Consider the following 24,402-nt stretch of genomic DNA (forward strand, 5'->3'; position numbering starts at 1 on the left):
GAGATTTTAAAAGATAAGCTAGGAGCGCAAGGTGTTGAATTGATTACGTATCATCGCAAGAACATGCGACCATTAGAACTCTCATTAGAGGATGAGCTTATGCTGAGACAACGCAATAAAATAGAGACGATCTTTAGCTTATTGAAGCAACAATACAACCTAGTAAGCAGTCGCCATCGTTCTATTTCAGGTTATTTCGCTGGGATTTATGCATCACTCTGTGCTTATCAAATCTGCCATCAGAATAAGCCTCAATTTACAACGATGTGAAACTAGGCTTATCCATGATTCGGGTTATTTTAGACTTTTCAGAATATAAAGATATTGAACGTATAAGTATGAAAAGTGTACATGAAAACCAATTAGAAGAATTTAAAAAAATAAATAAGAATTTAAGAGATCTCAATGTGGAGCAGCGCCAGTTTAAAAATGAATATGAGAAAGCACATCGTGATTGGAATGAGGACGAACTTAGAGCAAAAGTACGGGAGCTCGATAGACAGAAAAAGCTTCATCAAACAAAAAATATTAAGGCATCTGTAGAAGATTGAATTAATTTAAAGAGCTGTTTCATCACACAACTTGCATTCCAATATCACCCCCAACTTTTCTTTCCGTCCTTGTTCAGTCATCACCCAAGGACGATTTTGCCACGGTGGATTATGCCTTACATGTTGAGAATGCCCACAGGCAAGCTTTGCCACCCAATGACCCTCAGCATCTAAATAAAAATCTACAATCGCTTGTAACATTAGTCTAAAAATCCTTTGCAGCAAAAAGCCTAACCACAGCATAAAATAGCCATGCACATGCTGTAATCTCCGCTATACTTTTGCCAATTTAAATCGTAATTGAGCACAATAATATGCGCGTACTTGTGGTGATGGATCCCATCGAAAATGTAAACCTAAAAAAAGATTCAACTATGGCAATGCTTTGGGCTGCATCGCGTCGTGGACACGAATTAGGTTATGCATTACAACAAGATTTATATATTGATCAAGGTAAAGCTTTTGGTTTAATTGCACCTTTAAAAGTGTTTGAAGACTACAATCATTACTATGAACTGGGCGAAAAACAAAAAGAATCTATCGCAGCGTACGACGTTGTACTTATGCGTAAAGATCCACCGTTTGATATGAACTTTGTTTATAGCACTTATATTTTAGAACAAGCAGAACGCGAAGGCGCATGGATTATTAACAAACCACAAAGCCTACGTGACTGTAACGAAAAATTATTTGCCACACAGTTTCCAGAATTACAAGTTCCGACTTTAGTGACTTCACAAGATGCTCTGATTCGTGAATTTATTGTTCAACATCAAGACGTGATTGTAAAACCACTTGATGGTATGGGGGGTATGGGCATTTTCCGTTTAACTGCCGATGGTGCCAATATTGGTTCTACACTAGAAATGCTCACTCAAATGGGGCAGCAGCCTATTATGGCACAGCGTTATATTCCAGAAATTGTCGATGGTGATAAGCGTATCCTGATGATTAATGGTGAAGCTGTACCTTATTGCTTAGCACGTATTCCACAAAATGGTGAAACACGCGGTAATTTAGCTGCGGGTGGTCGTGGTGAAGCGCGCCCATTGACTGAAAATGACAAAGCGATTGCTGCAAAAGTTGGACCTTTCTTAAAAGAAAAAGGTTTAGTCTTTGTCGGTTTAGATGTGATTGGAAACTATGTGACAGAAATTAATGTCACCAGCCCAACCTGTATTCGTGAGATTGACGCGCAATTTGCAACTTCAATTGCTGACGATCTTTTTGATGTATTAGAGCAAGGTCTAAAAGCTTAAAGAATTGACCATAAATTCAAAAAAGAGCCATTTGCTGGCTCTTTTTTTTGCTTATTATTGTGATGTGTTTCACAAATTTAAAAAACACGATAAAATAAAAATCTAAGTTACAGCAAAGCAAGTTGGTATAATATGTATATAATTTATGAACTTATTTGCTGTTAATAATAAAACTAGTTTAAAGTTATCAATCTAAGGAAAAAAACCAATAAAATGCCGAGTGAAAAAAAGTAAATAAACTTTCAAGCCTGCATTTTTGTGATTACAATTGTCCGCTTATTAAGATCTTTCATTAGCCATATCTGAATTGAAGAAATAGACCGTGAGCCAAGTGCAGAAACAACAACCTAAACATGTCATGATGATGGCCGCAGGTACAGGTGGACATGTGTTCCCCGCCTTAGCCGTGGCTAAAGAATTAAAACAACAAGGGGTTGAAGTATCTTGGTTGGCAACGCCATCAGGTATGGAAAATCGCTTATTACAAAACCAAAATATTCCAATTTATCAAATTGATATCCAAGGTGTACGTGGTAATGGGGTAGTGCGTAAGCTACTGGCACCATTTAAAATTTTAAAAGCCACGTTAAGCGCCATGAAATATATGAAGCAGCTGAATGTAGACGCTGTAGCAGGCTTTGGTGGTTATGTGGCAGGCCCCGGTGGCTTAGCTGCACGTGCTTTAGGTATTCCTGTGATTATTCATGAGCAAAATGCGGTAGCAGGCTTTACCAATACCCAATTATCGCGTGTAGCAAAAACCGTCTGCGAAGCATTTCCAAATACCTTTGCTAAAAGCACTAAAGTTGTAGCAACAGGTAATCCGGTACGTAAAGAAATTACCGAGATTTTAAGTCCAGCTTGGCGTTATGAGCAGCGTGAAAAAGCAGGTTTAGCACTACGTGTGTTAATTGTAGGTGGTTCGCTCGGTGCGCAAGCCTTAAATGAACGTGTGCCAGCGGCATTAATGCAACTGGGTGTGCCTTTAGATATTTATCATCAATGTGGTCAAAAAAACCAAGACAGCACTGCTGCACGTTATGCCAATGCACCAAGTCATGTCAAAGTAGAGGTACAAGCCTTTATTGAAGATATGGCCAAAGCCTATAGCGATGCCGATTTAATTATTTGCCGCGCGGGTGCTTTAACAGTTACCGAAATTGCCACAGCAGGTGTGGCTGCGATTTTTGTGCCACTCCCAAGTGCGGTGGATGATCACCAAACTGCAAATGCTAAATTTTTGGCCAATGCCGGTGCAGCTAAAATTTGTCCACAAGGCACGATGACCTCTGAAAGTTTAACAGAACTCTTAGCACCGTTGATGAATCGCCAAACCCTGTCGAAAATGGCAGTGAAAGCCCGTCAACATGCCCAACCTGATGCAACCCAACATGTGGTTCGTTTAATTCAAGAATTGTAATCCGAGTAATTTATGTCTCCATCTACACCTGCTGAACAAGCGAAAAAGTTAATTAAAGTGCCAGAAATGCGCCGTATCAAACACATTCACTTTGTGGGTATTGGTGGGGCCGGAATGTGTGGTATTGCCGAAGTACTTAAAAACCAAGGTTATCAAGTTTCAGGCTCAGATATTAAAGCCTCTAAAACCACGGCTCAGCTTGAAGAAAATGGCATTCAGGTGTATTTAGGTCACGCGGCTGAAAATATTGTCAATGCTGATGTGTTGGTGGTGTCTACCGCGATTGACCCTGAAAACCCAGAAGTAAAAGCAGCTTTAGAAAACCGTATTCCTGTGGTGCGCCGTGCCGAAATGTTAGGCGAATTGATGCGTTACCGTCACGGTATTGCGGTTGCAGGTACGCATGGTAAAACGACAACCACAAGTCTTGTAACTTGTATGTTGGCAGAAGAAAATCTTGATCCAACTTATGTCATTGGTGGTTTGCTCAATCGCACCGGTGTCAATGCAGCACTAGGTGCAAGCCGTTATATCGTGGCTGAAGCAGACGAATCAGATGCATCCTTCTTGCATTTACAGCCGATGGCAACCATTGTGACCAACATTGATGCTGACCATATGGATACCTATGGCGGTAGCTTTGATGTGCTCAAAGATACTTTTGTTCAGTTCTTACAAAAACTTCCATTCTATGGTTTAGCTGTGGTGTGTGGTGACGATGCCAATATCCGCGAAATTATGCCGCGTATTGGTCGTCCATTGTTAACCTATGGTTTTAATGAAGATAACGACATTCGTGCAGTAGATGTGGCACAAGATGGTATGCAATCACACTTTACCGTGTTGCGTAAAGACCGTGAGCCACTACGCGTGACCATTAATATGCCGGGCGCGCACAACATTTTAAATGCATTGGCTGCAATTGGTATTGCAACCGATGAAGGTGTATCCGACGGTGCAATTTGCCGTGCTTTAGAGAGCTTTAGTGGTGTTGGTCGTCGTTTCCAAATTCAAGGTCAATTTGAAGTGGAAGGTGGTGACGTAAAATTAGTGGATGACTACGGCCACCATCCAAAAGAAGTGGAAGCCACCATTAAGGCTGCGCGTCAGAGCCATCCTGATCGTCGTTTAGTGATGATGTTCCAACCACACCGTTTTAGCCGTACCCGTGACTGCTTTGATGACTTCGTAGATGTATTGTCACAAGTCGATCAATTATTGTTATTAGAAGTGTATCCTGCAGGTGAAAAACCAATTGTCGGTGCAGATAGTCGTGCGCTTGCACGCAGTATCCGTTTACGTGGTGACGTCGAACCGATTTTGATCGATCCAGTAGAAGGCAATCTGCAAAATGCTATGCAAAAAGTGTTACAAGCGAATGACTTGTTATTAACGCAAGGCGCAGGTAATGTGGGTGGAATCTCAGTTGAATTAGCACAAAATCATTTATATTTAAAATAAGCATGTGATTGTGAATTTGATTGAAAATCATAACAACTTTTAAGGATATTAGCGTGTCAGATGTTTCAAAATTCGGCAAAGTTGCCGTGTTATTAGGTGGTAAGTCAGCAGAGCGTCAGGTGTCTCTCGATAGCGGGACAGCAGTACTTGAAGCATTAGTACGTTCAGGGGTAAATGCCGAAGCTTTTGATCCGCAAGAACGTAGTGTCACTGAGCTAGTTGGCTACGACCGTGCCTTTATTGTGTTGCATGGTCGTGGTGGTGAAGATGGTCAAATTCAAGGCACATTAGAATGGTTAAATATCCCGTATACCGGTACCGGTGTACAGGGTTCAGCGATTGGTATGGATAAGGTCAAAACCAAGCAAGTATGGCAAGGTTCTGAGTTGCCAACTGCACCCTATCGAATCGTAACAAAAGATTCTGATTTAGAAGAAATTGTTGCATCCATTGGTCTGCCGTTTATTATCAAACCTGTGCATGAAGGCTCAAGCATTGGCATGAGTAAAGTCGAAAAGATTGAAGACTTTGCTGAAGCTATTGCCAAAGCAACCGAACATGATGCAGTGGTTATGGCAGAAAAATGGATTAGCGGTCGTGAATTTACCATTGTGATTTTAAATGGTCAGGCACTGCCTGTGATTCGTTTACAGCCGCCGGCTGACGTCGCATTCTATGACTTTGAAGCCAAGTATAATCGTAATGATGTGCAATACGGTATTCCATGCGGTTTAACTGAAGATGAAGAAAAACGCTTACAAGCGCTTTGCTTACGTGCTTTTCAAGCAGTAGGTGCGAGTGGGTGGGGACGTATTGATGCCATGCAGGATGAGCAAGGTAATTTTTGGTTACTAGAAGTCAATACTGTGCCGGGAATGACCAGTCATTCTTTAGTGCCCAAAGCTGCAGCAGCAGTTGGCTATAGCTTTGAGCAGTTATGTGTTGCCATCTTAGAGCAAACCTTAACGGATGCGGCTTACTAAGTCATGGTACAACTTCCTGCTACAATGCGGCGTAAACGCAAAGCGATTACCTCGATTCATGAAAAACCACCGACCAAGCAAGAAAAACTGGCTAATGCGGGTGGATGGCTGCTTTTGGTAATTGCCTGTGCTGTATTGGCAGTAGGAATTTATGCACTGTATAAACTCATGACAGATGCACATGTTGCTGAACTTGACGTAGTCGGGACACGTTCTAGTACCGAAAGCGCTAAAGTCGTGCAGCATGTAGCACCTGTGATTAAAGAAAATTACTTCACTTCAGATTTAGAAGTTATACGCGATCGTACACTTGAACTTTCTTGGGTGGATCGCGTGGTGGTTTCACGTGCATGGCCCAATGCGATTCGTGTACGTGTTATGCCGCGTCATCCAATTGCACGTTGGGGTACAGGACGTCTGTTAAGTGACAATGGCGTGGTGTTTAGCGAAGTGGATGCCAAAAATTATCAGCATTTACCACTATTGCATGGCCCTGTACATCAATCTGAAATGATGATGCGCCGTTACAATGAAATCAACCAACTATTTTTACCAGTGAATTTGCGTCTCAAAGAATTATATTTAACTGACCGAATGACCTGGTTTATGCAGTTTGATTCGGGTCTGCGTGTTATCGTAGATCAAGATCAAACCATGAGTAAGCTGCAACGCTTAAGTCACTTAGCACAAACTGACTTTAAACCGGTGTGGAATAAAATGTCATCAATTGATTTACGCTACCGCAATGGGTTAGCCATTCAATGGATACATTCAGCTGCACCTGCAATTGCTAATGGTCACTTTGTTGTAAGCAAAAATGACACAAGCATTGCAACAGAAATACAGGCAAAGCCATAATTTGGCTTTATAAATAGAGGCTTAAGGCCAGAAATTAAACCAACATAATGGTAGTAGTGAATAATGAGTGAAGCTGTTCCCTCGGTTGTTGCGATTGACATTGGGACGCACAAAGTTTCGGTTTTGATTGGTAAGGTACACGCGCCAGATAAAATCCAAGTCATTGGTATGGCAACAGCTCGTAACCGAGGCATGAATAAAGGGAAAATTGTTAGTCTCGATAAAGTTATCACTGCAATCAAAAATGCTGTGCAAGAAGCAGAAGATATGGCTGAATGTCGTGTGCATTCGGCTTGGGTATCTATTCCAAGTGCAGAGCTAAAAAGTTGCTACGCCTTTGGTTCAACTGCAATTACCAGTGCTGATAAAACCATTACCACTAGCGAAGTGGTACGGGCACTCGAACTTGCCAAAGCCAGTCAAGTGACGCCTGATCATTACTTGGTCAGTGCCGTACCTTTAGGATTTGACCTGGATGAGTCAGGTGAGTGGGTACACAATCCAATTCGTATGTCGGCTACCAATATGACTGGGCATTATCAGCTCATGCAGTTGCCAATCAGCACCATGCAAAATTTGGATCGAGCCATGAAAGGCGCCAATATTGGCGTCGAAAAAATGGTGATTTCGACCCTTGCCACATCAGAAGCTTGCCTGTTAAAAGATGAAAAAGAGTATGGGGTATGCTTAATTGATATTGGCGCAGGGACCACCAATATTGCTATGTATATTGAAGGTCGTTTAGCACTGACCCATACCCTACAACGTGGTGGTGAACATGTAACGCGTGATATCGCAGCCGTGTTACAGACCACCACTGAAGAAGCTGAGCGTATTAAATTGCGTTATGGCTGTGTGGACCAAAAAGTGGTCAAACCCGATCATATGATTCAAATTCAAGGGATTGATGGTCCACAAACCATTAGTCGTATTGAATTGACTGATATCATTATTGCACGTTATGAAGAGATTTTTGGGCAAATTCGCCAACAACTTGAAGAGACAGGTGCTTTACAAGGTTTGTATCATGGTGTGGTGTTAGCAGGTGATGCTTGCCAAATTGAAGGTATGGTGACCTTTGTACGTCGCATGTTGGGGGTGTCTGCACATTTAGCCAATCCGCCAACTGCAGTATATAGCGATGAAGAACATCAAGCAGCCTTACATCGTTCACAGTACGCAACAGCAGCTGGTCTACTGATGTTTAGCCAAAGTGAATTGCCAGAGGCGATTGCTGAGGAAGAAGAAACCCACGAGGTTTCTATTTGGAAGCGTGCTGGCCGCGCTTGGTCTGGTTTGAACGATAAGTTGAAATCATTCTTTTAATGGTGAATCTGCGGTAAAAGCGTTAACAATAAGGGTAGAAGTCAAGCTTAGACTTGACAAGCCCGAACTTGAACAGCATGCTTTAAAGCAATTTTTGTTTATTAAATATAAGGCAGTGTACGGGCTTAAGTGGCTGCCAATTATGAATTAGGAAATCTCAAGGTCATGGCCTCATTTGAATTTTTTGAAGATGATCAAACCGATAGCAACGGTCAAGCCCGTTTTACTGTGTTTGGTGTAGGTGGTGCTGGTGGTAACGCTGTGCAACACATGTTGGAATCTGACATTCAAGGCGTAAAATTTGTCTGTGCAAATACAGACCGTCAAGCTTTAGACCGTATGAATGCGCAGTTTAAAATCCAATTGGGCGAGCAAAGTACACGTGGACTTGGCGCTGGTGCTAATCCACAAGTGGGTCAAGCAGCGGCTGAAGAAAGCCGTGAAATCATTCGTCAGCATTTAGAAGGCACCGATATGGTGTTTGTTACTGCTGGTATGGGTGGTGGTACAGGTACAGGTGCTGCACCAGTGGTTGCTGAAATTGCTAAAGAAATGGGCATCTTAACCGTTGGCGTTGTAACGACACCGTTTAACTTTGAAGGTAAACGTCGTCTACTGTCTGCAGAAAAAGGCATTGAAGCTTTAGAGCAACATGTTGATTCGTTAATCATTATTCCAAACCAACGCTTACTTAAAGTTTTCCGTGACATCTCAATGAAAGATGCTTACAAGAAAGCCGATGATGTATTGTTAAATGCGGTACGCAGTATCTTTGATCTTGTGGTACGTCCAGGTCATATCAACCTTGACTTCGCCGATCTAAAAACTGCTATGAGTACACGCGGTTACGCGATGATGGGTGCGGGTCTTGGTCGTGGTGAAAATCGTGCGCGTCAAGCAGCAGAGCAAGCGATTCGTAGTCCACTGCTTGATAACGTGACCATTATGAATGCCAAAGGTATCTTAATTAACGTGACCGGTGGTGACGATGTGACTTTCGGTGAAATCGAAGAAATTACCGATGTTGTTAACCAAATTGTTGATCTAGACGAAGGTCAAGTATTCTACGGTACAGTATTTGATCCAGATGCGCGTGATGAAATTAGCGTCACCGTTATTGCAACAGGTTTAACACGTAACTCTGCGGATTCTGCTGATGTAGTCAAACGTCCAGCTGCTAATGCACAGGTACCTAATGCATCTGCTGCACAGCAAACGGCAGTTGATGATGATGATGTTCCTGCTATTCAACGTCAGAATACGGATGCAGCGAGTACACCAGTTGCGCCTACAGCAAGTGGTCGTCCAACGCCAATGAGTATTCAAGATTATCTTAAAAATCAACAGCGTAAGTAATATGTAACAAAATATGTTTACATTGTTACAACGTAAAAGGTAGCTCAAGGGCTACCTTTTTGTTTTGGTACAATGGCGAAATATGCTAACGTATAGCGGTTTAAGCGAAATGATTGAACTGATATGTTGAAACAACGAACCCTAAAACGTGTCGTGAAAGCGAGCGGGATTGGTCTGCACAGTGGTCAAAAAGTATTTATGAACTTTGTACCCCACCATGCGGATGGAGGGATTGTGTTTCGTCGTATTGATCTTGATCCAGTGGTCGACATTCCAGCCGATGCAATGTTGATTCAAGAAGCGTTTATGTGCTCCAACTTGGTCCAAGAAAATGCCAAAGTCGGCACCATTGAACATGTGATGAGTGCTATTGCGGGATTAGGTATTGATAATCTTATTGTCGAAGTCTCTGCTTCAGAGTTACCGATTATGGATGGCAGTGCGGGTCCATTTATTTACCTATTAATGCAAGGTGGTTTGCTTGAGCAAGACGCGCCGAAAAAATTTATTAAAATTTTAAAACCTGTCGAAGCGCTGATTCAAGACAAAAAAGCCATTTTTACCCCGCATGATGGTTTTCAACTCAATTTCACTATCGACTTTGATCATCCAGCCTTTCAAAAAGAATATCAGTCAGCCACCATCGACTTTTCCACAGAAACATTTGTCTATGAAGTGAGTGAAGCGCGAACTTTTGGCTTTATGAAAGATTTGGACTATCTTAAAGCCAATAATTTAGCGCTCGGTGCGAGTCTTGAAAACGCCATTGGCGTGGATGACACTGGCGTGGTCAATGAAGAAGGTTTACGTTTTTCAGACGAATTTGTAAGACATAAAATCTTAGATGCAGTGGGTGACTTATACCTCATGGGTCATCAAATTATTGCAAAATTCGATGGTTACAAATCAGGTCATGCGCTCAACAATCAACTGCTACGCAATGTGCAAAGTGATCCAAGTAGCTATGAAATTGTAACATTTGATGACGTTGCAAAATGTCCGATTAGTTATGTAACAATTGCATAAGTTATTGTCTTTTCGTGTAAATGTTATAATGTAACACCTGCATTTGTGATTTAAGTCACGAATTTAATTCATCATTTCTAATACAGAGAAATGAGAATTACTTTTTTTTGCTTGCCAAACGTAGCATCGCTTGGCTAAGCTTAGGGTCGTTCACAAAGCAAGCGGCATCACGTAACAAATCTTGTGTTTCAGCTTGTAATTGCCTAGAACAATTTTCATTTTTTACAGGTGTTTGAGCTTTGATTCTCAGGCGCACTTGGATTTTCTGTAAATTTTCTAGACCACTAATTTGTGACAATTGTTGTATGTATTGCTTTTGAAGATAACCGAGTTGGCTAATCATGGCCTGATTTTCACCGGTAATTGTCAAAACGCCATTTTGATAACACACAACTTGCCATTGCTCCGGTTGGGGCAGGAGCGGTTGGATAAGTTTGCTAAGTTTCTGCCATGCAGCAACTTGCGTTGAGAGAAACGTTAAGTTTCCTGTTTTTAGATGTTTACTTGTTTGCCCAAAAACGTTTACAGGTTCAGACATACATCATTCCTTCATGTTTATGTCCTAATCTTATGCGCTTCTTTTGGTAGATATCAAGGACGAGATTCAGACAAGGGAACTTTGCTAAAAACAGTTTAAAGAGGTTTTTTTATGCATTTGCGACGTATTTTTGTAGCGTGTACTTTAGCAGCTTCAGCTTCAACCGTAGCTTTAGCTGAGTTAGTTGATCTAAAAGCCAATCAGGCACAAGTTTTAGATTTAAAAGCGGATTCTAATCCAGACCGTCTTGAACAACTCACCAAAACTTTAGCACAAGGGTCTTATTCAGAGTTTAAAACAGCAACAGAAGTTGCAGCACTTAAACCGACTGAAATCAACGTTACAATTCGTGGTGCAGAAAAAACCACTGTATTAAATAACGAGTCGCTTGAGAAAAAATATCCAAGCACTAAGTCAACTGATTATTCAGCATCTTCTGTATCAAGTAGCCCATATTCTTGGTTATTAGCCCATCCCTTACCCAATGGACGCGTAAGCTCAAATTACGGTGGTCGTACTATGGGAGGGCGTGCTGAAAACCATTCAGGTTTAGATCTCGCTGCACCTACAGGTACACCAATTTATGCTACAGGTCCTGGTGTAGTCACTAAATCAGGTTGGGGTACAGGTTATGGTCAATACGTTGAAATTAACCACGGTAATGGCTATGTCACCCGTTATGCACATGCTTCACGTTTAATTGCCCGTGTCGGTGAGCGTGTGAAAGCAGGTCAGCATATTGCTAATGTAGGCTGTACAGGTCGTTGTACTGGACCACATTTACACTATGAAGTGGTTAAAAACGGTCAGCGTAAGAACCCATCACCTTATTTGGCCATGTTGCGCTAATTTGGGGTAGATTTATACATTTAATGTATGAATTGTCAGCAAACGATTTAGTACGATCAGAGATGCTTTAAACGACTGACTTTATTTTAAACAGGGCTATTATTTAAAAAAGTAGCTTTGTTGTATGATAAACCGCCTATTTGGGCGGTTTTTTGTTGTTTTAAGGTGCTATAAAGCGGCCAGTATTTAGCTATGAAATACACCTCTGTAACTATATTCAGCTGCAACGATAACTTAATACGTCTAAAGTATGATACATATACATCCTAATATAGGTATATGGAATGGTAGATTATGGCGTTTTATGGTGATACTGACGCGCAAGAAACCCAAGAATGGCAAGAAGCGTTCGACTCTGTGGTTGAACACATGGGCACAGAACGTGCAGCCTTTTTATTAGAAAAATTGTATCAACGCGCGATTGCAAAGCATGTTCCCATTCAGCGCTTAAATACACCTTACTTAAATACGATTTCTGTAGCAGAACAGCCAGCGTTGCCGGGTGATCCAGACATGGAGCGCCGTATTCGTGCTTTAATCCGTTGGAATGCTTTGGCGATGGTACTGCGTGCCAATAAAACAGGTGATGACCTAGGTGGTCACTTAGCCAGCTTCGCGTCTTCTGCAACTTTATATGATGTTGGTTTTAACCACTTCTTCCGTGCCAATAGCGATAACTTTGGCGGCGACATGATTTACTACCAAGGTCACTGTGCCCCAGGTATTTATGCACGTTCGTTCTTAGAAGGTCGTTTAACTGAAGATCACTTAAACAACTTCCGTCGTGAAGTAGACGGTGTTGGCTTACCGTCATATCCACACCCATACTTAATGCCAGATTACTGGCAGTTCCCAACAGTATCGATGGGTCTTGGTCCAATCATGTCGATTTACCAAGCACACATTCAAAAATACTTAATGAACCGTGGCTTAATCAAAGAAGAAGACCGTAAAGTTTGGGCTTATCTTGGTGATGGCGAGATGGACGAACCAGAAAGTACAGGTGCGATTGCCCTTGCTGGTCGTGAAAAGCTAGATAACCTTGTGTGGGTGGTCAACTGTAACTTACAGCGTCTCGATGGTCCGGTACGTGGTAACGGCAAAATTATTCAAGAATTAGAATCTCTATTCCGTGGTGCAGGCTGGCGTGTGATTAAAGTGGTATGGGGTCGTCATTGGGATCCGCTACTTGATAAAGATAAATCTGGCGCTTTAAAAGCGATTATGGAAGAAGCTGTAGATGGCGACTACCAACGTTACCAAGTAAAAGGTGGTGCTTATACTCGTGCGCACTTCTTTGGTAAATATCCAGAAGCTGAAGAGTTAGTTAAAAACTTAAGCGACGAAGACATCGATAACTTAAACCGTGGTGGTCATGACCCGTACAAGGTTTATGCTGCCTATGCAGAAGCGATGAAATCGACAGGTCAACCAACAGTCATCTTAGCAAAAACTGTGAAAGGTTATGGTTTATCTGAAGAAATCGAAGCGGTGAACAAAACGCATCAAATCAAGAAAATGCAGCTTGAATCGCTTAAATATGTACGTAACCGTTTTAACTTGCCATTTACCGATGAGCAATTAGAAGAAGTTCCGTTCTACCGTCCAAGCGAAAACTCGCCTGAAATTAAATATATGAAGGCACGTCGTGAAGCGTTAGGTGGTTACTTACCTGCACGTCGTAAAGAAAGCGAATTACTTGCGATTCCAGAATTATCTGTATTTGATGCGGTACTTGCAGGTTCTAACGGTAAGCAACAATCTACAACGATGGTGATGGTGCGTTTAATTTCTTCTTTATTGAAAGAAAAAGCCATCAAAGACCGTGTTGTGCCAATTGTTCCAGATGAAGCACGTACATTTGGTTTAGAGGGGATGTTCCGTCAGTTGGGTATTTATGCCGCGCACGGTCAAAAGTACACCCCAGAAGACCAAGAACAATTGATGCATTACCGTGAAGCCAAAGACGGTCACATGCTACAAGAAGGAATTAACGAAGCAGGTGCGATGAGCGCGTGGGCTGCGTTGGCGACCAGTTATTCAACCAATAACTTGCCAATGATTCCAATGTACATGTACTACTCGATGTTTGGTTTCCAACGTATTGGTGACATTGCATGGGCAGCAGGCGACGCACAAGCACAAGGCTTCTTATTGGGTGCAACTGCAGGTCGTACAACCCTCAACGGTGAAGGTTTACAGCATCAAGACGGTCACTCACACATCTTAGCCAACACCATTCCAAACTGTATCTCTTATGATCCATGTTTCGGCTATGAGCTTGCTGTAATTGTGCATGACGGTTTAAAACGTATGTATGTGAACCAAGAGCGCGTGTTCTACTACTTAACAGTCATGAACGAAAACTACGAGCATCCTGCAATGCCACAAGGTGTTGAAGAAGGCATCAAACGTGGTATGTATTTACTTGAAGAAGATGAAAAAGCCACTGTTCAGCTGATGGGTTCAGGGGTGATTCTGCGTGAAGTGATTAAAGCGGCGCAAATCCTACGTGATGAATACCAAATCCATTCCAACGTATTTAGCGTAACCAGCTTCAACGAACTTGCGCGTGATGGTATGGCGTGTGAAGAATACAACCGCCTACACCCACTTGCAGAAGAAGTGAAAGAAGCTTGGGTATCTCAGCAATTACGTGGCACTAAAGGGATCGTGGTTTCAGCAACCGACCATATGCGTGCATACAGCGAACAAATTCGTGCCTATCTTCCAGACAACCGTCCATTTGTAGCGCTTGGTACTGATGGTTATGGTCGTTCAGATACACGTGCCAAATTACGTAGCTACTTTGGTGTAGATGCAGCACACATCGTTGTAGCAACGCTTAAAAAACTTGCTGATGAAGGCGAAGTAGATGCACGTTTAGTCAAAGATGCCATCTCTAGCTTTGAATTAGATACAGACCGTCCAGTGGCTTGGGCACCACAAGCAACACCATCAGTACACGCTGTTGCAGACTACAAAGAGGAGAAATAAGCATGCAAATTACGACTCCCGATATTGGTGTAGACAAAGCAACAGTCGCTGAAATTTTAGTGAAAGTGGGCGATACCATTGCTGTAGATGACAGCATTGTATTGCTTGAATCTGATAAAGCCTCTGTCGAAGTGCCAAGCACTTCGGCGGGTATGGTAAAAAGCATTTTAGTCAGCCTTGGTGATGAAGTTGCTGAAGGTGCGGTTTTGGTTGAACTTGAAGCAGAAGGTCAGGCAGCGCCTGCACCTGCTGCTGAAGCACCAAAAGCTGAAGCGCCAAAGGCAGAAGCTCAAGCGGCAGCTCCTGTTGCAGAACAAGCTGCGCCTGTAGCTGCAGCAGCATCACAAGTGGTTGATGTGCAAGTACCTGACATTGGCGTAGAAAAAGCCCTTGTGGGTGAAATTTTGGTTGCCGTAGGCGATGAAATTGATGTCGATCAAAGCATTGTTGTGGTTGAATCAGATAAAGCCACTGTAGAAGTGCCAAGTACGGTATCGGGTACAGTTGAAGCAATTGAAATTGCAGTGGGTGACAATGTCAAAGAAGGCGTTGTGATTCTGAAAGTAAAAACTGCAGGCGCAGCAGCACCTGCGGCAGCAGAACAAGCACCTGTGGCAACTAAACCTGCTGTAGAGACAGCAAAAGCCGAAGCAGCACCTGTTACCGCTGCACCAGCTGGCAAAATTGAAATTGCTGTACCTGATTTAGGTGTAGATAAGGCGGCTGTAGCTGAAATTTTAGTGGCTGTAGGCGACAAAGTTGAAAAAGACCAAAGCATCATTGTGGTTGAATCTGACAAAGCAACAGTTGAAGTGCCAAGCACCACAGCGGGTGTAATTACCGCGATTCATGTTGAACTGGGTCAAAACGTCTCTGAGGGCGTGGCTTTAGTTACAATCGAAGCTGAAGGTCAAGCGGCACCAGTTGCTGCTGCGCCTGTACAAGCACCAGCAAAAGCTGAAGTGCCGAAAGCAGCAGCTGCACCTGTACAAGCGGCAGCACCTTCGGCAGATAAACTGACCAAAGAGCAAAATGCGGCAAACGCGAAAGTCTATGCAGGTCCTGCGGTTCGTAAGCTTGCACGTGAATTAGGTGTGGTCTTGGCAGAAGTCAAAGCATCTGGTCCTCATGCACGTTTAATGAAAGAAGACTTATTTGCTTACGTGAAAACACGCTTAACTGCGCCAGCACCTGTTGCTGCTCCAGTAGCGGCTGCGGTTGCTGCAGGTTTACCAAAACTTCCAAGTTTTGATGCCTTTGGTGGTGTGGAAGAAAAAGCATTAACACGTTTACAGCAAGTGTCAATTCCGCAGTTGTCTTTAAACAACTATATTCCACAAGTCACACAGTTTGATTTAGCTGACATCACTGAGCTTGAAGCATGGCGTAATGATCTTAAAGGCAACTTTAAGAAAGAAGGTATCAGCCTGACCATTATGGCATTCATTATCAAAGCAGTGGCACACCTTCTTAAAGAAGAGCGTGAGTTTGCTGGTCACTTGGCGGATGATGGTAAATCGGTATTGTTACGTAACGAAATCCATATGGGGATCGCGGTCGCAACTCCAGATGGCTTAACCGTACCTGTACTGCGTAACCCAGACCAAAAATCAATTAAGCAAATTGCAGTTGAACTCGGTGAGTTAGGTCAAAAAGCACGTGATAAGAAATTGTCACCTAAAGACCTACAAGGTGCGAACTTCACCATTTCTAGCCTTGGTGCGATTGGTGGTACAGCGTTTACGCCACTGGTCAACTGGCCACAAGTAGCAATCTTAGGGATCTCACCTGCCACCATGCAGCCTGTTTGGAATGGTGAAGGCTTTGATCCACGCCTAATGCTTCCGCTTTCATTGTCATACGATCACCGTGTGATTAATGGTGCAGACGCAGCGCGCTTTACCAATAAGCTGACTAAACTGCTAAAAGACATTCGTACCTTGCTCATCTAATCAGATGAATTAAGGTGATTAAAGACCCTGCTACGGCAGGGTTTTTATTTTGGTTTGTAAATAAATTTTGAGTTGACTATAATGAGCTTACTTCATTGGGGAGTAGCCGCTTTTTACGCAAGGTAAAAAGGTGATGGTCAACATATTTGCTCTAAATTGAGCATGGTCATCATAGCAAAGAACCAAATGAGCTCAAATGAGCTTTGTTTTGTTGGCAAGACCTTTGATTTATCACTCTGCAGATTTTGGCTAGCAGGAGGGATAAGTCATTGGTATATATATGCTAGCCAGAGAAACACATCATGCATGAGTTCCTACTCTCAACTGCCATTGTTGCCTTGGCTGAAATGGGCGATAAGACCCAACTCTTAGCTTTATTACTGGCCGCGCGTTATCAAAAACCTGTACCTATTTTAATTGCCATCTTACTGGCTACCATCATTAATCACGGTCTATCCGCAGCTTTAGGGCAATGGGTGACAACTGTTATTGGACCTGAAATTCTACTTTGGATTGTGTCGATTGGTTTTATTGCTATGGCATTATGGATGCTAGTGCCAGATGAATTAGACGATGAAAGTGAAAGCATTAACAAGTGGCAACGCTATGGTGTTTTTGGTGCAACATTCATCTTATTTTTCTTGGCTGAAATTGGTGATAAAACCCAAATTGCAACAGTGGCTTTAGCAGCACGTTTTGATAGCTTAATTTGGGTCACTGCCGGAACCACCCTAGGAATGATGATTGCCAATGCCCCAGCGGTATTTGTTGGTAATAAACTGGCGGATAAGTTGCCCATCGCACTCATTCATAAAATTAGCGCAATTATTTTCTTAAGCATTGGGGTATGGACCTTAGCGCAGCATTACTTTTTTTAAAATTTAAGTTAAAAAGGCCCAATCCGTGATTGGGTTTTTTTATGTCCATTAAATTGTGTGATAAGTCACTTTATAGGTGTAATTGTTGTAAGTTGCAATAAAACCATATATTTTGTAAGGAATTGAACACTTTATTGAAAAAAATATTGGCTAAGGGGCATGGTATGGCGTTAGACCGCACCACATCACAAGTGTTATTTGATAACGGTACACATAAATGCATCAGCTTTACCAGTTTGGTAAAGGGCGAGGGGATTCAAGCCAATCAATTTTTAATTATCGACCATGGACGTGCTGCAGTACTTGATCCGGGTGGTGATCTCACTTATGTACCACTCACCATGGAACTGAGTAAATATACCAAGCTGAGTCATTTAGATTATGTCATGGCTTCACACCAAGACCCAGATATTATTACTTCTATGCCACGCTGGTTAGTATATACCGATGCCAAAATTGTCGCGTCCAAACTATGGGCGCGTTTTCTACCGCATCTGAATTCATCATTTACCAGTGAACGTATGAAGGGCAGTTGGCTTGATCGTCTGATTGAGTTGCCAGACCCAGGTCAAGTGATTCCTTTAGGTCAATCTTCAATTGTGGCCGTGCCAGCACACTTCTTACATTCGGTAGGTAATTTTCAATTTTATGACCCGATTGCCAAAATCTTATTTTCAGGTGATATGGGCGCTTCTATTGTGGAAGATGCCAATCAAATCGTCGATGACTTTGAGTTACATACGCGTAAGATGAAAGGCTTTCATCAGCGTTATATGTGTAATAATAAAGTGATTCGGCTGTGGGTTAATATGGTACGCACCATGGATGTAGACATGATTGTGCCGCAACATGGCTTACCATTTGTGGGCAAAGCCAAAATTAAACAATTCTTAGATTGGATTGAAACCTTGCAGTGCGGTACTGATTTAATGGATGAAAGCATTTTTAGTTACCCACATTAATATTCGCCATTAGTCACAAGAATCTTGCGTGAAAAAAACAGTTTTTTTAGAATTTTCGCTCCAAAAAATGCTGATGAAAAGAGCTAAAAAATGTTATCGCAGTTGGTGACTCAAGATTCGTGTTTAACCTGTGGCGCGTGCTGTGCCCACTTTCGGGTATCCTTTTACTGGGCAGAGGGTTTACATCTGCCGGAACATTATACTGAGCCTGTCACTGCGGTTTATAGTTGTATGACAGGTACCAATCAGGCCAATCCACGTTGCATTGCCTTAGAAGGTGAAGTGGGGGTAAATGTCAGTTGTTCAGTCTACGCAGCACGGAGTACGAGTTGTAAAGAAGTGCAAGCCGGTGACACTCAATGCAATAAAGCCCGTGCTCGCTACAACATGATTCCTTTGGTGCAAATTGAACCTGTCACTGCCGACAATGACGAGGACTTTGATCGCGTCAGTTAAATCTTGGGCAAAGTTCGCTTTGCCCAAATCTATAAGAAAAAGATGAATTTTTTATAAAAATTAAAAAAAATTTATTATAAATAAGATCTTGGTTTTAACTAAACTTATAAAATATTCAGCAAGATAGCTTTATTTTTGTGGTGTTTGCTTAAATTTAAATGAATAAAACTTAAAATTTTGTTTATAATGGCGCACGGAAATTACCAGTGAGACTGTTATGTTGACCATCGTTCAAGACGCGTTAACCTTCGATGATGTCCTATTACTCCCTGCCTACTCTACTGTCCTCCCAAAAGATGTCTCTTTAAAGACACGTTTAACTCGCGGCATTGAATTAAATATCCCACTTGTTTCAGCAGCGATGGATACTGTTACTGAATCTCGTATGGCGATTGCAATGGCGCAAAATGGCGGTATCGGTATTTTGCATAAAAACATGGATATTGCTGCACAAGCTGCAGAAGTACGCCGTGTGAAAAAATTTGAAGCGGGTATGGTGAAAGACCCTATTACGGTCAGCCCTGAAACAACTGTACGTGAATTGATGGCATTGACTCAAGCCAACAATATCAGTGGTGTACCTGTTGTCAAAGATGGCAAAGTGGTGGGTATTGTAACCGGTCGTGATACACGTTTTGAGACCAATCTTGAGCAACCAGTGAGTAACATCATGACTGGTCAAGATCGTCTTGTGACAGTACGTGAGGGTGAATCAAAAGAAAACATCCAAGCGTTATTGCAACAGCACCGTATTGAAAAAGTCATCGTTGTTGGTGAAAACAACGAACTGAAAGGTTTAATTACCGTGACTGACTTCCGCAAAGCGGAATTGTATCCAAATAGCTGTAAAGATGACTTAGGTCGTCTGCGTGTGGGTGCAGCGGTTGGTACAGGTGCAGAAACTCCAAGCCGTGTAGAAGCACTGGTTGAAGCTGGTGTAGATGCGATTGTTGTAGATACAGCACATGGTCACTCAGCAGGTGTCATTGAACGTGTACGTTGGGTTAAAGCCAACTATCCACAAGTTCAAGTGATTGGCGGTAACATTGCCACTGGTGATGCAGCGCTTGCACTCCTTGATGCTGGTGCAGATGCGGTGAAAGTAGGTATTGGTCCTGGTTCTATTTGTACTACGCGTATTGTTGCGGGTATTGGTATGCCACAAATCTCGGCCATTGATGCTGTTGCCAATGCACTAAAAGAGCAAATTCCATTAATCGCAGATGGTGGTATTCGTTTCTCTGGTGACATGGCTAAAGCCATTGGCGCAGGTGCAAGCACCATTATGGTGGGTTCACTTATGGCAGGTACTGAAGAAGCACCAGGCGAAGTTGAATTCTTCCAAGGTCGTTACTACAAAGCATACCGCGGTATGGGTTCATTAGGTGCGATGGCTGGTTCTACAGGTTCTGCGGACCGTTATTTCCAAGACGCAAAAGCGGGCGCGGAAAAACTAGTACCAGAAGGGATTGAAGGTCGCGTACCATACAAAGGCCCAATGGGTAACATCGTGCATCAAATGATGGGTGGTTTACGTTCATCTATGGGTTATACCGGTTCTGCAACAATTAACGATCTTCGTCAAAACGCGAAATTCGTGAAAATTACTGCAGCAGGTATGTCTGAATCACACGTACATGATGTAACGATTACCAAAGAAGCACCAAACTATCGCGTTGGTTAATTCTTAAGAGTTACTCAAAAAAGCCGTCATAAAATGACGGCTTTTTTGTGGTTTGGTGATAAAGTATTTGCGGTTTAAAACAATGCGCTGTTTACAAGGCAGCAATAAAAATACAGTGAGCAAAGTATGAGTTATTTTGGTACCGACGGTATTCGTGGCAAGTTTGGTGTGTTGCCAATCACACCAGAGTTCGCATTAAAATTAGGGTTCGCCGCGGGTAAGGTATTAAAACGCAATAGCAAAAAGAAAAAGCCAATTGTGGTGATGGGGAAAGATACACGTTTATCTGGCTACATTTTAGAATCTGCTTTACAAGCAGGTTTAAATGCAGCAGGGGTGTATGTGCATTTATTAGGGCCACTACCAACCCCTGCAATTGCCCATTTAACCCGTGCTTTGCATGCTAGCCTTGGGATTGTGATTTCAGCATCCCATAACCCATACTTTGATAACGGCATTAAATTCTTCTCTGCTGAAGGTAAAAAACTTCCGGATAGCTTACAAGATGAAATCAACCAAGAACTTGAAAATGACTTAGTCATTGAAGACACAGCGAACTTGGGTAAAAGCGTTCGTGTAAATGATGCCAATGGTCGTTATATCGAATTCTGTAAATCAACCTTCCCATACCATTTAGATCTTAATGATTTAAAAATTGTGGTGGATTGTGCTAATGGTTCAGCCTACAGCGTTGGTCCTGCAGTTTTCCGTGAATTGGGTGCCAAAGTCATTGCCATCTTTAATGAGCCAGATGGTTTAAATATTAATGAAGGTTGTGGCTCAACCCACCCGGAAAACCTGAAACAAGCTGTGCTTGAGCATCAAGCCGATTTAGGGATTGCTTTTGATGGTGATGCAGACCGAGTGATTATGATTGATCAACATGGTCAAGAAATCACAGGCGATCATATTCTGTATATTTTAGCTACGAAAGCTGCACAAAAACCTGCAGGGATTGTGGGGACATTGATGAGCAATATGGCGCTTGAATTAGCGCTACAACAAGCGGATGTGCCGTTTTTCCGTGCCAAAGTGGGTGATCGTTATGTTCTACAAGGTTTAGAGCAAAACGGTTGGGTAACCGGTGGTGAGCCATCGGGTCATATCTTAACTTTAGATAAGAGCACCACAGGTGATGCCATTATTGCGGCATTGCAAGTGTTAACCGTGATGGTTGAGCGTAATCAAAGCTTAGCTGAATTGGTTGCAGATTTTAAATTACTACCAAATGTCTTGGTCAATGTGCGTTTAGAGGCTATGTTTGATCCATACGCAGTACCTGCATTGGTGACTGAATTTGAAAAAGCTGAAGCACAGCTCAAAGGTCGTGGTCGTTTACTCATTCGTAAATCAGGCACTGAGCCTGTGATTCGCGTGATGGTCGAAGGTAATGACTTAGCAGAAGTGACTGCGTTAGCTCATCACTTGGCTGATGCGGTACGTGCCAACGCCGTTTAAGGAGCAAGCATGACAGATGTTGTTAAAGATTTAAGCGAACTGCGTTTAACGTATCAAAAAGGTGAGTTACATGAAGATCAAGTCAATGCTGATCCGCATGAACAGTTTTTAAATTGGTTTAACCACGCCTTAGAGGCGCGTTTACATGAACCCTATGCCATGTCGATTGCTACTGCAGATGGCAAAGGTCGTCCACATGTGCGTACGGTCTTGTTACGTGGTGCTCAAGCAACGGGTTATGATTTTTATACCAATTATGACAGTCAAAAAGGCCTAGATTTAGCCGCTAATCCGTATGCAGAAATTTTATTTTATTGGCCAGAGCTTGAACGCCAAGTGCGGATCTTTGGCCGTGTCGATAAAATTTCTGAGCAAGAGTCGACCGACTACTATCATAAGCGCCCACGTGAGAGCCAAATTGCAGCGCATATTAGTACCCCGCAAAGTGGTGTGATTGCTAGTCGTGAAGAATTGCAAAGTCGTTTCCAAGCTTTACAGGATCAAGTAGCCAGTCAAGATGACTTAGCTAAGCCAGAGTTTTGGGGCGGCTACCGCCTTGTGCCAGAGCATTACGAGTTTTGGCAAGGCCGACCAAATCGCTTACATGATCGGCTCATTTATGAAAGAATTGAAGCTCACTGGAAGCTACAACGTCTGATGCCTTAAATGACCAAGATCATTGTTCAACAACGTCCCTTTATCACACGCCCTGAAAATTTTCAGGGCGTGTCACCTTTGCTCGCCAACATCCTCGCGCGTCGTGGCGTGCAATCGATACAAGAATTAGAACTCAAACTTAAGCATCTACTCGCACCTAATATGCTGGGCTTGCCTCAAGCGATTGAACTCATTGATCAAGCCATTGATCAGGACAAAAAAATCGTGATTGTTGGTGATTATGATGCTGATGGCGCAACCAGTACCAGCTTAATGCTGCTCGCTCTACGCGCTATGGGTGCAGATGTCGATTATCTGGTACCAGATCGTTTTAAATATGGTTACGGTCTAACTCCAGCGATTGCAGATTTAGCTTTTGCACAATTTACCCCTGATTTACTGATTACGGTAGATAACGGTATTTCGAGCCATGAAGGGGTTCAACAAGCGCAAGACCATGGTATGCAAGTGATTATCACTGATCATCACTTGACCACCAAGCCTACACCCAAAGCTGAAGCGGTGGTCAATCCCAATCAACTCGGTTGTCCGTTTCCAAGTAAAGCCTTGGCTGGCGTTGGGGTGGCATTTTATGTGCTGGCCAATGTATCGAGTCAACGCAAAAAACACGGTAAAAGCCATGTCAATATGGTGCAATATCTAGATTTAGTGGCTCTAGGTACCTATGCCGATGTGGCCAGTCTTGATTACAACAACCGAATTTTAATTGATGCAGGTTTGCAGCGCATTCGTCAGCAGCAATGTCGCCCCGGTATACTTGCCTTACTCGATATTGCAAAGCGCGATACAGCAAGCCTTACAGCCTCTGATTTAGGTTTTGTGCTTGGGCCACGCATCAACGCTGCAGGACGCATGGAAACCATGGATATTGGCATTGAATGTCTATTGGCTGAAAGTTTAGAACACGCTTACCCAATTGCTGAACAATTGACCCAACTCAATGCCGAACGTCGCCAAGTCGAAGGCCAAATTAAACAAGATGCTTTAAATGAGTTAGAGAAAATTCAACTTGATCAGAATAACTTACCACATGCATTAGTATTATTTGAACCACATTGGCATCAAGGCGTTATTGGAATTGTGGCAGGGCGCTTAAAAGAACAATTCCATCGCCCAAGTATTGTTTTCGCGCGTGATGAAGATGGCATTCATATTAAAGGTTCAGCACGTTCTATTGATGGCATTCATATTCGTGATGCGATTGAAATGCTGGCCGAGCAATATCCACATTTAGTGAGTCATTTTGGCGGACATGCCGCCGCCGCAGGTCTAACCATTAAAAAACAACATTTTGCTGAGTTTAAAACTAAATTTGAGCAATTGATTGCCACAATGGATCCAGATTTATTCCAGGCAGTTTTATGGACGGATGGTGAATTGGCTGCCGATGAATTAAATCTAAATACGGTTGCACTGCTTAAAGATTTAAGTCCTTGGGGCCAAAAATTCCCAAGTCCTGTATTTGAGGGACGTTTTAAAATTGTGGATTTTCGCTGGCTTAAAGATGTGCACCTGAAATTGCGTTTAGCCTTAGATAATGCTCAAGTCGTGGAGGCTATCGCTTTTAATGCAGCCAGTAAATATGATTTTAATCCAATGCTAGATTATGTTGATTTAGTTTATGAACTAGACCGCAATGAATTTAATGGTAATGTCAGTCTACAACTTAAAGTTAATTATTTAAGCCAATAAAAAAAACCGCGCAGTCGC

22 protein-coding genes and 1 riboswitch are annotated in these 24,402 nt (G+C 42.6%); of the genes, 20 read left to right on the forward strand and 2 right to left on the reverse strand.

Annotated features, from left to right (window positions below; genetic code table 11):
• Together AC5YCD_RS11875 and AC5YCD_RS11880 are read left to right on the forward strand one after the other, a co-directional pair.
• The coding region (locus tag AC5YCD_RS11875; RefSeq protein ID WP_496130229.1) for a transposase at positions 1-270 on the forward strand (270 nt) is incomplete at its 5' end.
• A gap of 14 nt (positions 271-284) precedes the next feature.
• Positions 285-551 (forward strand): hypothetical protein, encoded by a 267-nt coding sequence (locus AC5YCD_RS11880; RefSeq protein ID WP_496130230.1) that lies wholly within the window; start codon positions 285-287, stop codon positions 549-551.
• A 6-nt stretch (positions 552-557) separates the two neighbouring features.
• On the opposite strand, the gene AC5YCD_RS11885 is transcribed toward AC5YCD_RS11880, so the two are convergent.
• On the reverse strand, positions 558-752 hold the full coding sequence (locus AC5YCD_RS11885; protein ID WP_496130231.1) for a DUF3565 domain-containing protein: 195 nt from the start codon (positions 750-752) through the stop codon (positions 558-560).
• A gap of 113 nt (positions 753-865) precedes the next feature.
• Between AC5YCD_RS11885 and gshB the strand changes: the two genes are divergently transcribed.
• The 8 genes from gshB (at position 866) to lpxC (ending at position 10,240) form a co-directional block, all read left to right on the forward strand.
• Entirely contained in the window at positions 866-1,810 is a 945-nt protein-coding gene (gene gshB / locus AC5YCD_RS11890; protein WP_496130232.1) for a glutathione synthase, read from the forward strand.
• A gap of 322 nt (positions 1,811-2,132) precedes the next feature.
• A complete protein-coding gene (murG, locus tag AC5YCD_RS11895; RefSeq protein WP_496130233.1) occupies positions 2,133-3,230 on the forward strand; it encodes an undecaprenyldiphospho-muramoylpentapeptide beta-N-acetylglucosaminyltransferase in 1,098 nt (365 codons plus the stop codon).
• A gap of 12 nt (positions 3,231-3,242) precedes the next feature.
• Positions 3,243-4,691 (forward strand): UDP-N-acetylmuramate--L-alanine ligase, encoded by a 1,449-nt coding sequence (gene murC, locus AC5YCD_RS11900; RefSeq protein WP_496130234.1) that lies wholly within the window; start codon positions 3,243-3,245, stop codon positions 4,689-4,691.
• Between the two features lie 53 nt (positions 4,692-4,744).
• A complete protein-coding gene (locus tag AC5YCD_RS11905) occupies positions 4,745-5,674 on the forward strand; it encodes a D-alanine--D-alanine ligase (protein ID WP_496130235.1) in 930 nt (309 codons plus the stop codon).
• Between the two features lie 3 nt (positions 5,675-5,677).
• The gene (locus tag AC5YCD_RS11910; RefSeq protein WP_496130236.1) at positions 5,678-6,532 is read left to right on the forward strand and encodes a cell division protein FtsQ/DivIB; all 855 of its coding nucleotides are present in this window, start codon (positions 5,678-5,680) and stop codon (positions 6,530-6,532) included.
• A 63-nt stretch (positions 6,533-6,595) separates the two neighbouring features.
• Positions 6,596-7,858 (forward strand): cell division protein FtsA, encoded by a 1,263-nt coding sequence (gene ftsA / locus AC5YCD_RS11915; protein WP_496130237.1) that lies wholly within the window; start codon positions 6,596-6,598, stop codon positions 7,856-7,858.
• 165 nt (positions 7,859-8,023) lie between these two features.
• Positions 8,024-9,214 carry a cell division protein FtsZ gene (ftsZ, locus tag AC5YCD_RS11920; RefSeq protein ID WP_496130238.1) on the forward strand — a complete coding sequence of 397 codons (1,191 nt, stop codon included), beginning with the start codon at positions 8,024-8,026 and terminating at the stop codon, positions 9,212-9,214.
• 123 nt (positions 9,215-9,337) lie between these two features.
• The gene (lpxC, locus tag AC5YCD_RS11925; protein WP_496130239.1) at positions 9,338-10,240 is read left to right on the forward strand and encodes a UDP-3-O-acyl-N-acetylglucosamine deacetylase; all 903 of its coding nucleotides are present in this window, start codon (positions 9,338-9,340) and stop codon (positions 10,238-10,240) included.
• 97 nt (positions 10,241-10,337) lie between these two features.
• Here the strand turns inward: lpxC and AC5YCD_RS11930 are convergent, their stop codons facing one another.
• Positions 10,338-10,778, reverse strand: a complete 441-nt coding sequence (locus AC5YCD_RS11930) for a DciA family protein (RefSeq protein ID WP_496130240.1) — start codon at positions 10,776-10,778, stop codon at positions 10,338-10,340.
• 111 nt (positions 10,779-10,889) lie between these two features.
• Here AC5YCD_RS11930 and AC5YCD_RS11935 point away from each other — a divergent pair, with 111 nt between their 5' ends.
• The 10 genes from AC5YCD_RS11935 to recJ all read left to right on the forward strand — a co-directional run bounded on the left by AC5YCD_RS11935 (position 10,890) and on the right by recJ (position 24,384).
• On the forward strand, positions 10,890-11,627 hold the full coding sequence (locus AC5YCD_RS11935; RefSeq protein WP_496130241.1) for a M23 family metallopeptidase: 738 nt from the start codon (positions 10,890-10,892) through the stop codon (positions 11,625-11,627).
• A gap of 294 nt (positions 11,628-11,921) precedes the next feature.
• The gene (gene aceE / locus AC5YCD_RS11940; protein WP_496130242.1) at positions 11,922-14,624 is read left to right on the forward strand and encodes a pyruvate dehydrogenase (acetyl-transferring), homodimeric type; all 2,703 of its coding nucleotides are present in this window, start codon (positions 11,922-11,924) and stop codon (positions 14,622-14,624) included.
• Between the two features lie 2 nt (positions 14,625-14,626).
• Positions 14,627-16,576, forward strand: coding sequence for a 2-oxo acid dehydrogenase subunit E2 (locus AC5YCD_RS11945; protein ID WP_496130243.1), 1,950 nt, complete (start codon positions 14,627-14,629; stop codon positions 16,574-16,576).
• Between the two features lie 85 nt (positions 16,577-16,661).
• Positions 16,662-16,805, forward strand: a riboswitch (yybP-ykoY riboswitch).
• A 73-nt stretch (positions 16,806-16,878) separates the two neighbouring features.
• Positions 16,879-17,454, forward strand: a complete 576-nt coding sequence (locus AC5YCD_RS11950; protein ID WP_496130244.1) for a TMEM165/GDT1 family protein — start codon at positions 16,879-16,881, stop codon at positions 17,452-17,454.
• A 164-nt stretch (positions 17,455-17,618) separates the two neighbouring features.
• The gene (locus AC5YCD_RS11955) at positions 17,619-18,416 is read left to right on the forward strand and encodes an oxygen-binding di-iron domain-containing protein (protein ID WP_496130245.1); all 798 of its coding nucleotides are present in this window, start codon (positions 17,619-17,621) and stop codon (positions 18,414-18,416) included.
• A 90-nt stretch (positions 18,417-18,506) separates the two neighbouring features.
• Positions 18,507-18,872, forward strand: coding sequence for a YkgJ family cysteine cluster protein (locus AC5YCD_RS11960; RefSeq protein ID WP_496130246.1), 366 nt, complete (start codon positions 18,507-18,509; stop codon positions 18,870-18,872).
• A 217-nt stretch (positions 18,873-19,089) separates the two neighbouring features.
• Complete coding sequence (gene guaB / locus AC5YCD_RS11965) at positions 19,090-20,556, forward strand: IMP dehydrogenase (RefSeq protein ID WP_496130247.1); 1,467 nt, start codon at positions 19,090-19,092, stop codon at positions 20,554-20,556.
• 126 nt (positions 20,557-20,682) lie between these two features.
• The gene (glmM, locus tag AC5YCD_RS11970) at positions 20,683-22,014 is read left to right on the forward strand and encodes a phosphoglucosamine mutase (RefSeq protein WP_496130248.1); all 1,332 of its coding nucleotides are present in this window, start codon (positions 20,683-20,685) and stop codon (positions 22,012-22,014) included.
• 9 nt (positions 22,015-22,023) lie between these two features.
• Complete coding sequence (gene pdxH, locus AC5YCD_RS11975) at positions 22,024-22,680, forward strand: pyridoxamine 5'-phosphate oxidase (protein ID WP_496130249.1); 657 nt, start codon at positions 22,024-22,026, stop codon at positions 22,678-22,680.
• The gene (gene recJ / locus AC5YCD_RS11980; protein ID WP_496130250.1) at positions 22,681-24,384 is read left to right on the forward strand and encodes a single-stranded-DNA-specific exonuclease RecJ; all 1,704 of its coding nucleotides are present in this window, start codon (positions 22,681-22,683) and stop codon (positions 24,382-24,384) included.
• Positions 24,385-24,402 lie beyond the last annotated feature (18 nt).

The organism is Acinetobacter sp. CY05, assembly GCF_059515805.1.

Bases quoted from the DNA above. Each gene is read 5' to 3' on its own strand.
- AC5YCD_RS11880 (WP_496130230.1), top strand. From the start codon at position 285: ATGATTCGGGTTATTTTAGACTTTTCAGAATATAAAGATATTGAACGT.
- AC5YCD_RS11885 (WP_496130231.1), bottom strand. From the start codon at position 752: ATGTTACAAGCGATTGTAGATTTTTATTTAGATGCTGAGGGTCATTGG.
- gshB (WP_496130232.1), top strand. From the start codon at position 866: ATGCGCGTACTTGTGGTGATGGATCCCATCGAAAATGTAAACCTAAAA.
- murC (WP_496130234.1), top strand. From the start codon at position 3,243: ATGTCTCCATCTACACCTGCTGAACAAGCGAAAAAGTTAATTAAAGTG.
- AC5YCD_RS11910 (WP_496130236.1), top strand. From the start codon at position 5,678: ATGGTACAACTTCCTGCTACAATGCGGCGTAAACGCAAAGCGATTACC.
- ftsA (WP_496130237.1), top strand. From the start codon at position 6,596: ATGAGTGAAGCTGTTCCCTCGGTTGTTGCGATTGACATTGGGACGCAC.
- ftsZ (WP_496130238.1), top strand. From the start codon at position 8,024: ATGGCCTCATTTGAATTTTTTGAAGATGATCAAACCGATAGCAACGGT.
- lpxC (WP_496130239.1), top strand. From the start codon at position 9,338: ATGTTGAAACAACGAACCCTAAAACGTGTCGTGAAAGCGAGCGGGATT.
- AC5YCD_RS11930 (WP_496130240.1), bottom strand. From the start codon at position 10,778: ATGTCTGAACCTGTAAACGTTTTTGGGCAAACAAGTAAACATCTAAAA.
- AC5YCD_RS11935 (WP_496130241.1), top strand. From the start codon at position 10,890: ATGCATTTGCGACGTATTTTTGTAGCGTGTACTTTAGCAGCTTCAGCT.
- aceE (WP_496130242.1), top strand. From the start codon at position 11,922: ATGGCGTTTTATGGTGATACTGACGCGCAAGAAACCCAAGAATGGCAA.
- AC5YCD_RS11945 (WP_496130243.1), top strand. From the start codon at position 14,627: ATGCAAATTACGACTCCCGATATTGGTGTAGACAAAGCAACAGTCGCT.
- AC5YCD_RS11950 (WP_496130244.1), top strand. From the start codon at position 16,879: ATGCATGAGTTCCTACTCTCAACTGCCATTGTTGCCTTGGCTGAAATG.
- AC5YCD_RS11955 (WP_496130245.1), top strand. From the start codon at position 17,619: ATGGCGTTAGACCGCACCACATCACAAGTGTTATTTGATAACGGTACA.
- AC5YCD_RS11960 (WP_496130246.1), top strand. From the start codon at position 18,507: ATGTTATCGCAGTTGGTGACTCAAGATTCGTGTTTAACCTGTGGCGCG.
- guaB (WP_496130247.1), top strand. From the start codon at position 19,090: ATGTTGACCATCGTTCAAGACGCGTTAACCTTCGATGATGTCCTATTA.
- glmM (WP_496130248.1), top strand. From the start codon at position 20,683: ATGAGTTATTTTGGTACCGACGGTATTCGTGGCAAGTTTGGTGTGTTG.
- pdxH (WP_496130249.1), top strand. From the start codon at position 22,024: ATGACAGATGTTGTTAAAGATTTAAGCGAACTGCGTTTAACGTATCAA.
- recJ (WP_496130250.1), top strand. From the start codon at position 22,681: ATGACCAAGATCATTGTTCAACAACGTCCCTTTATCACACGCCCTGAA.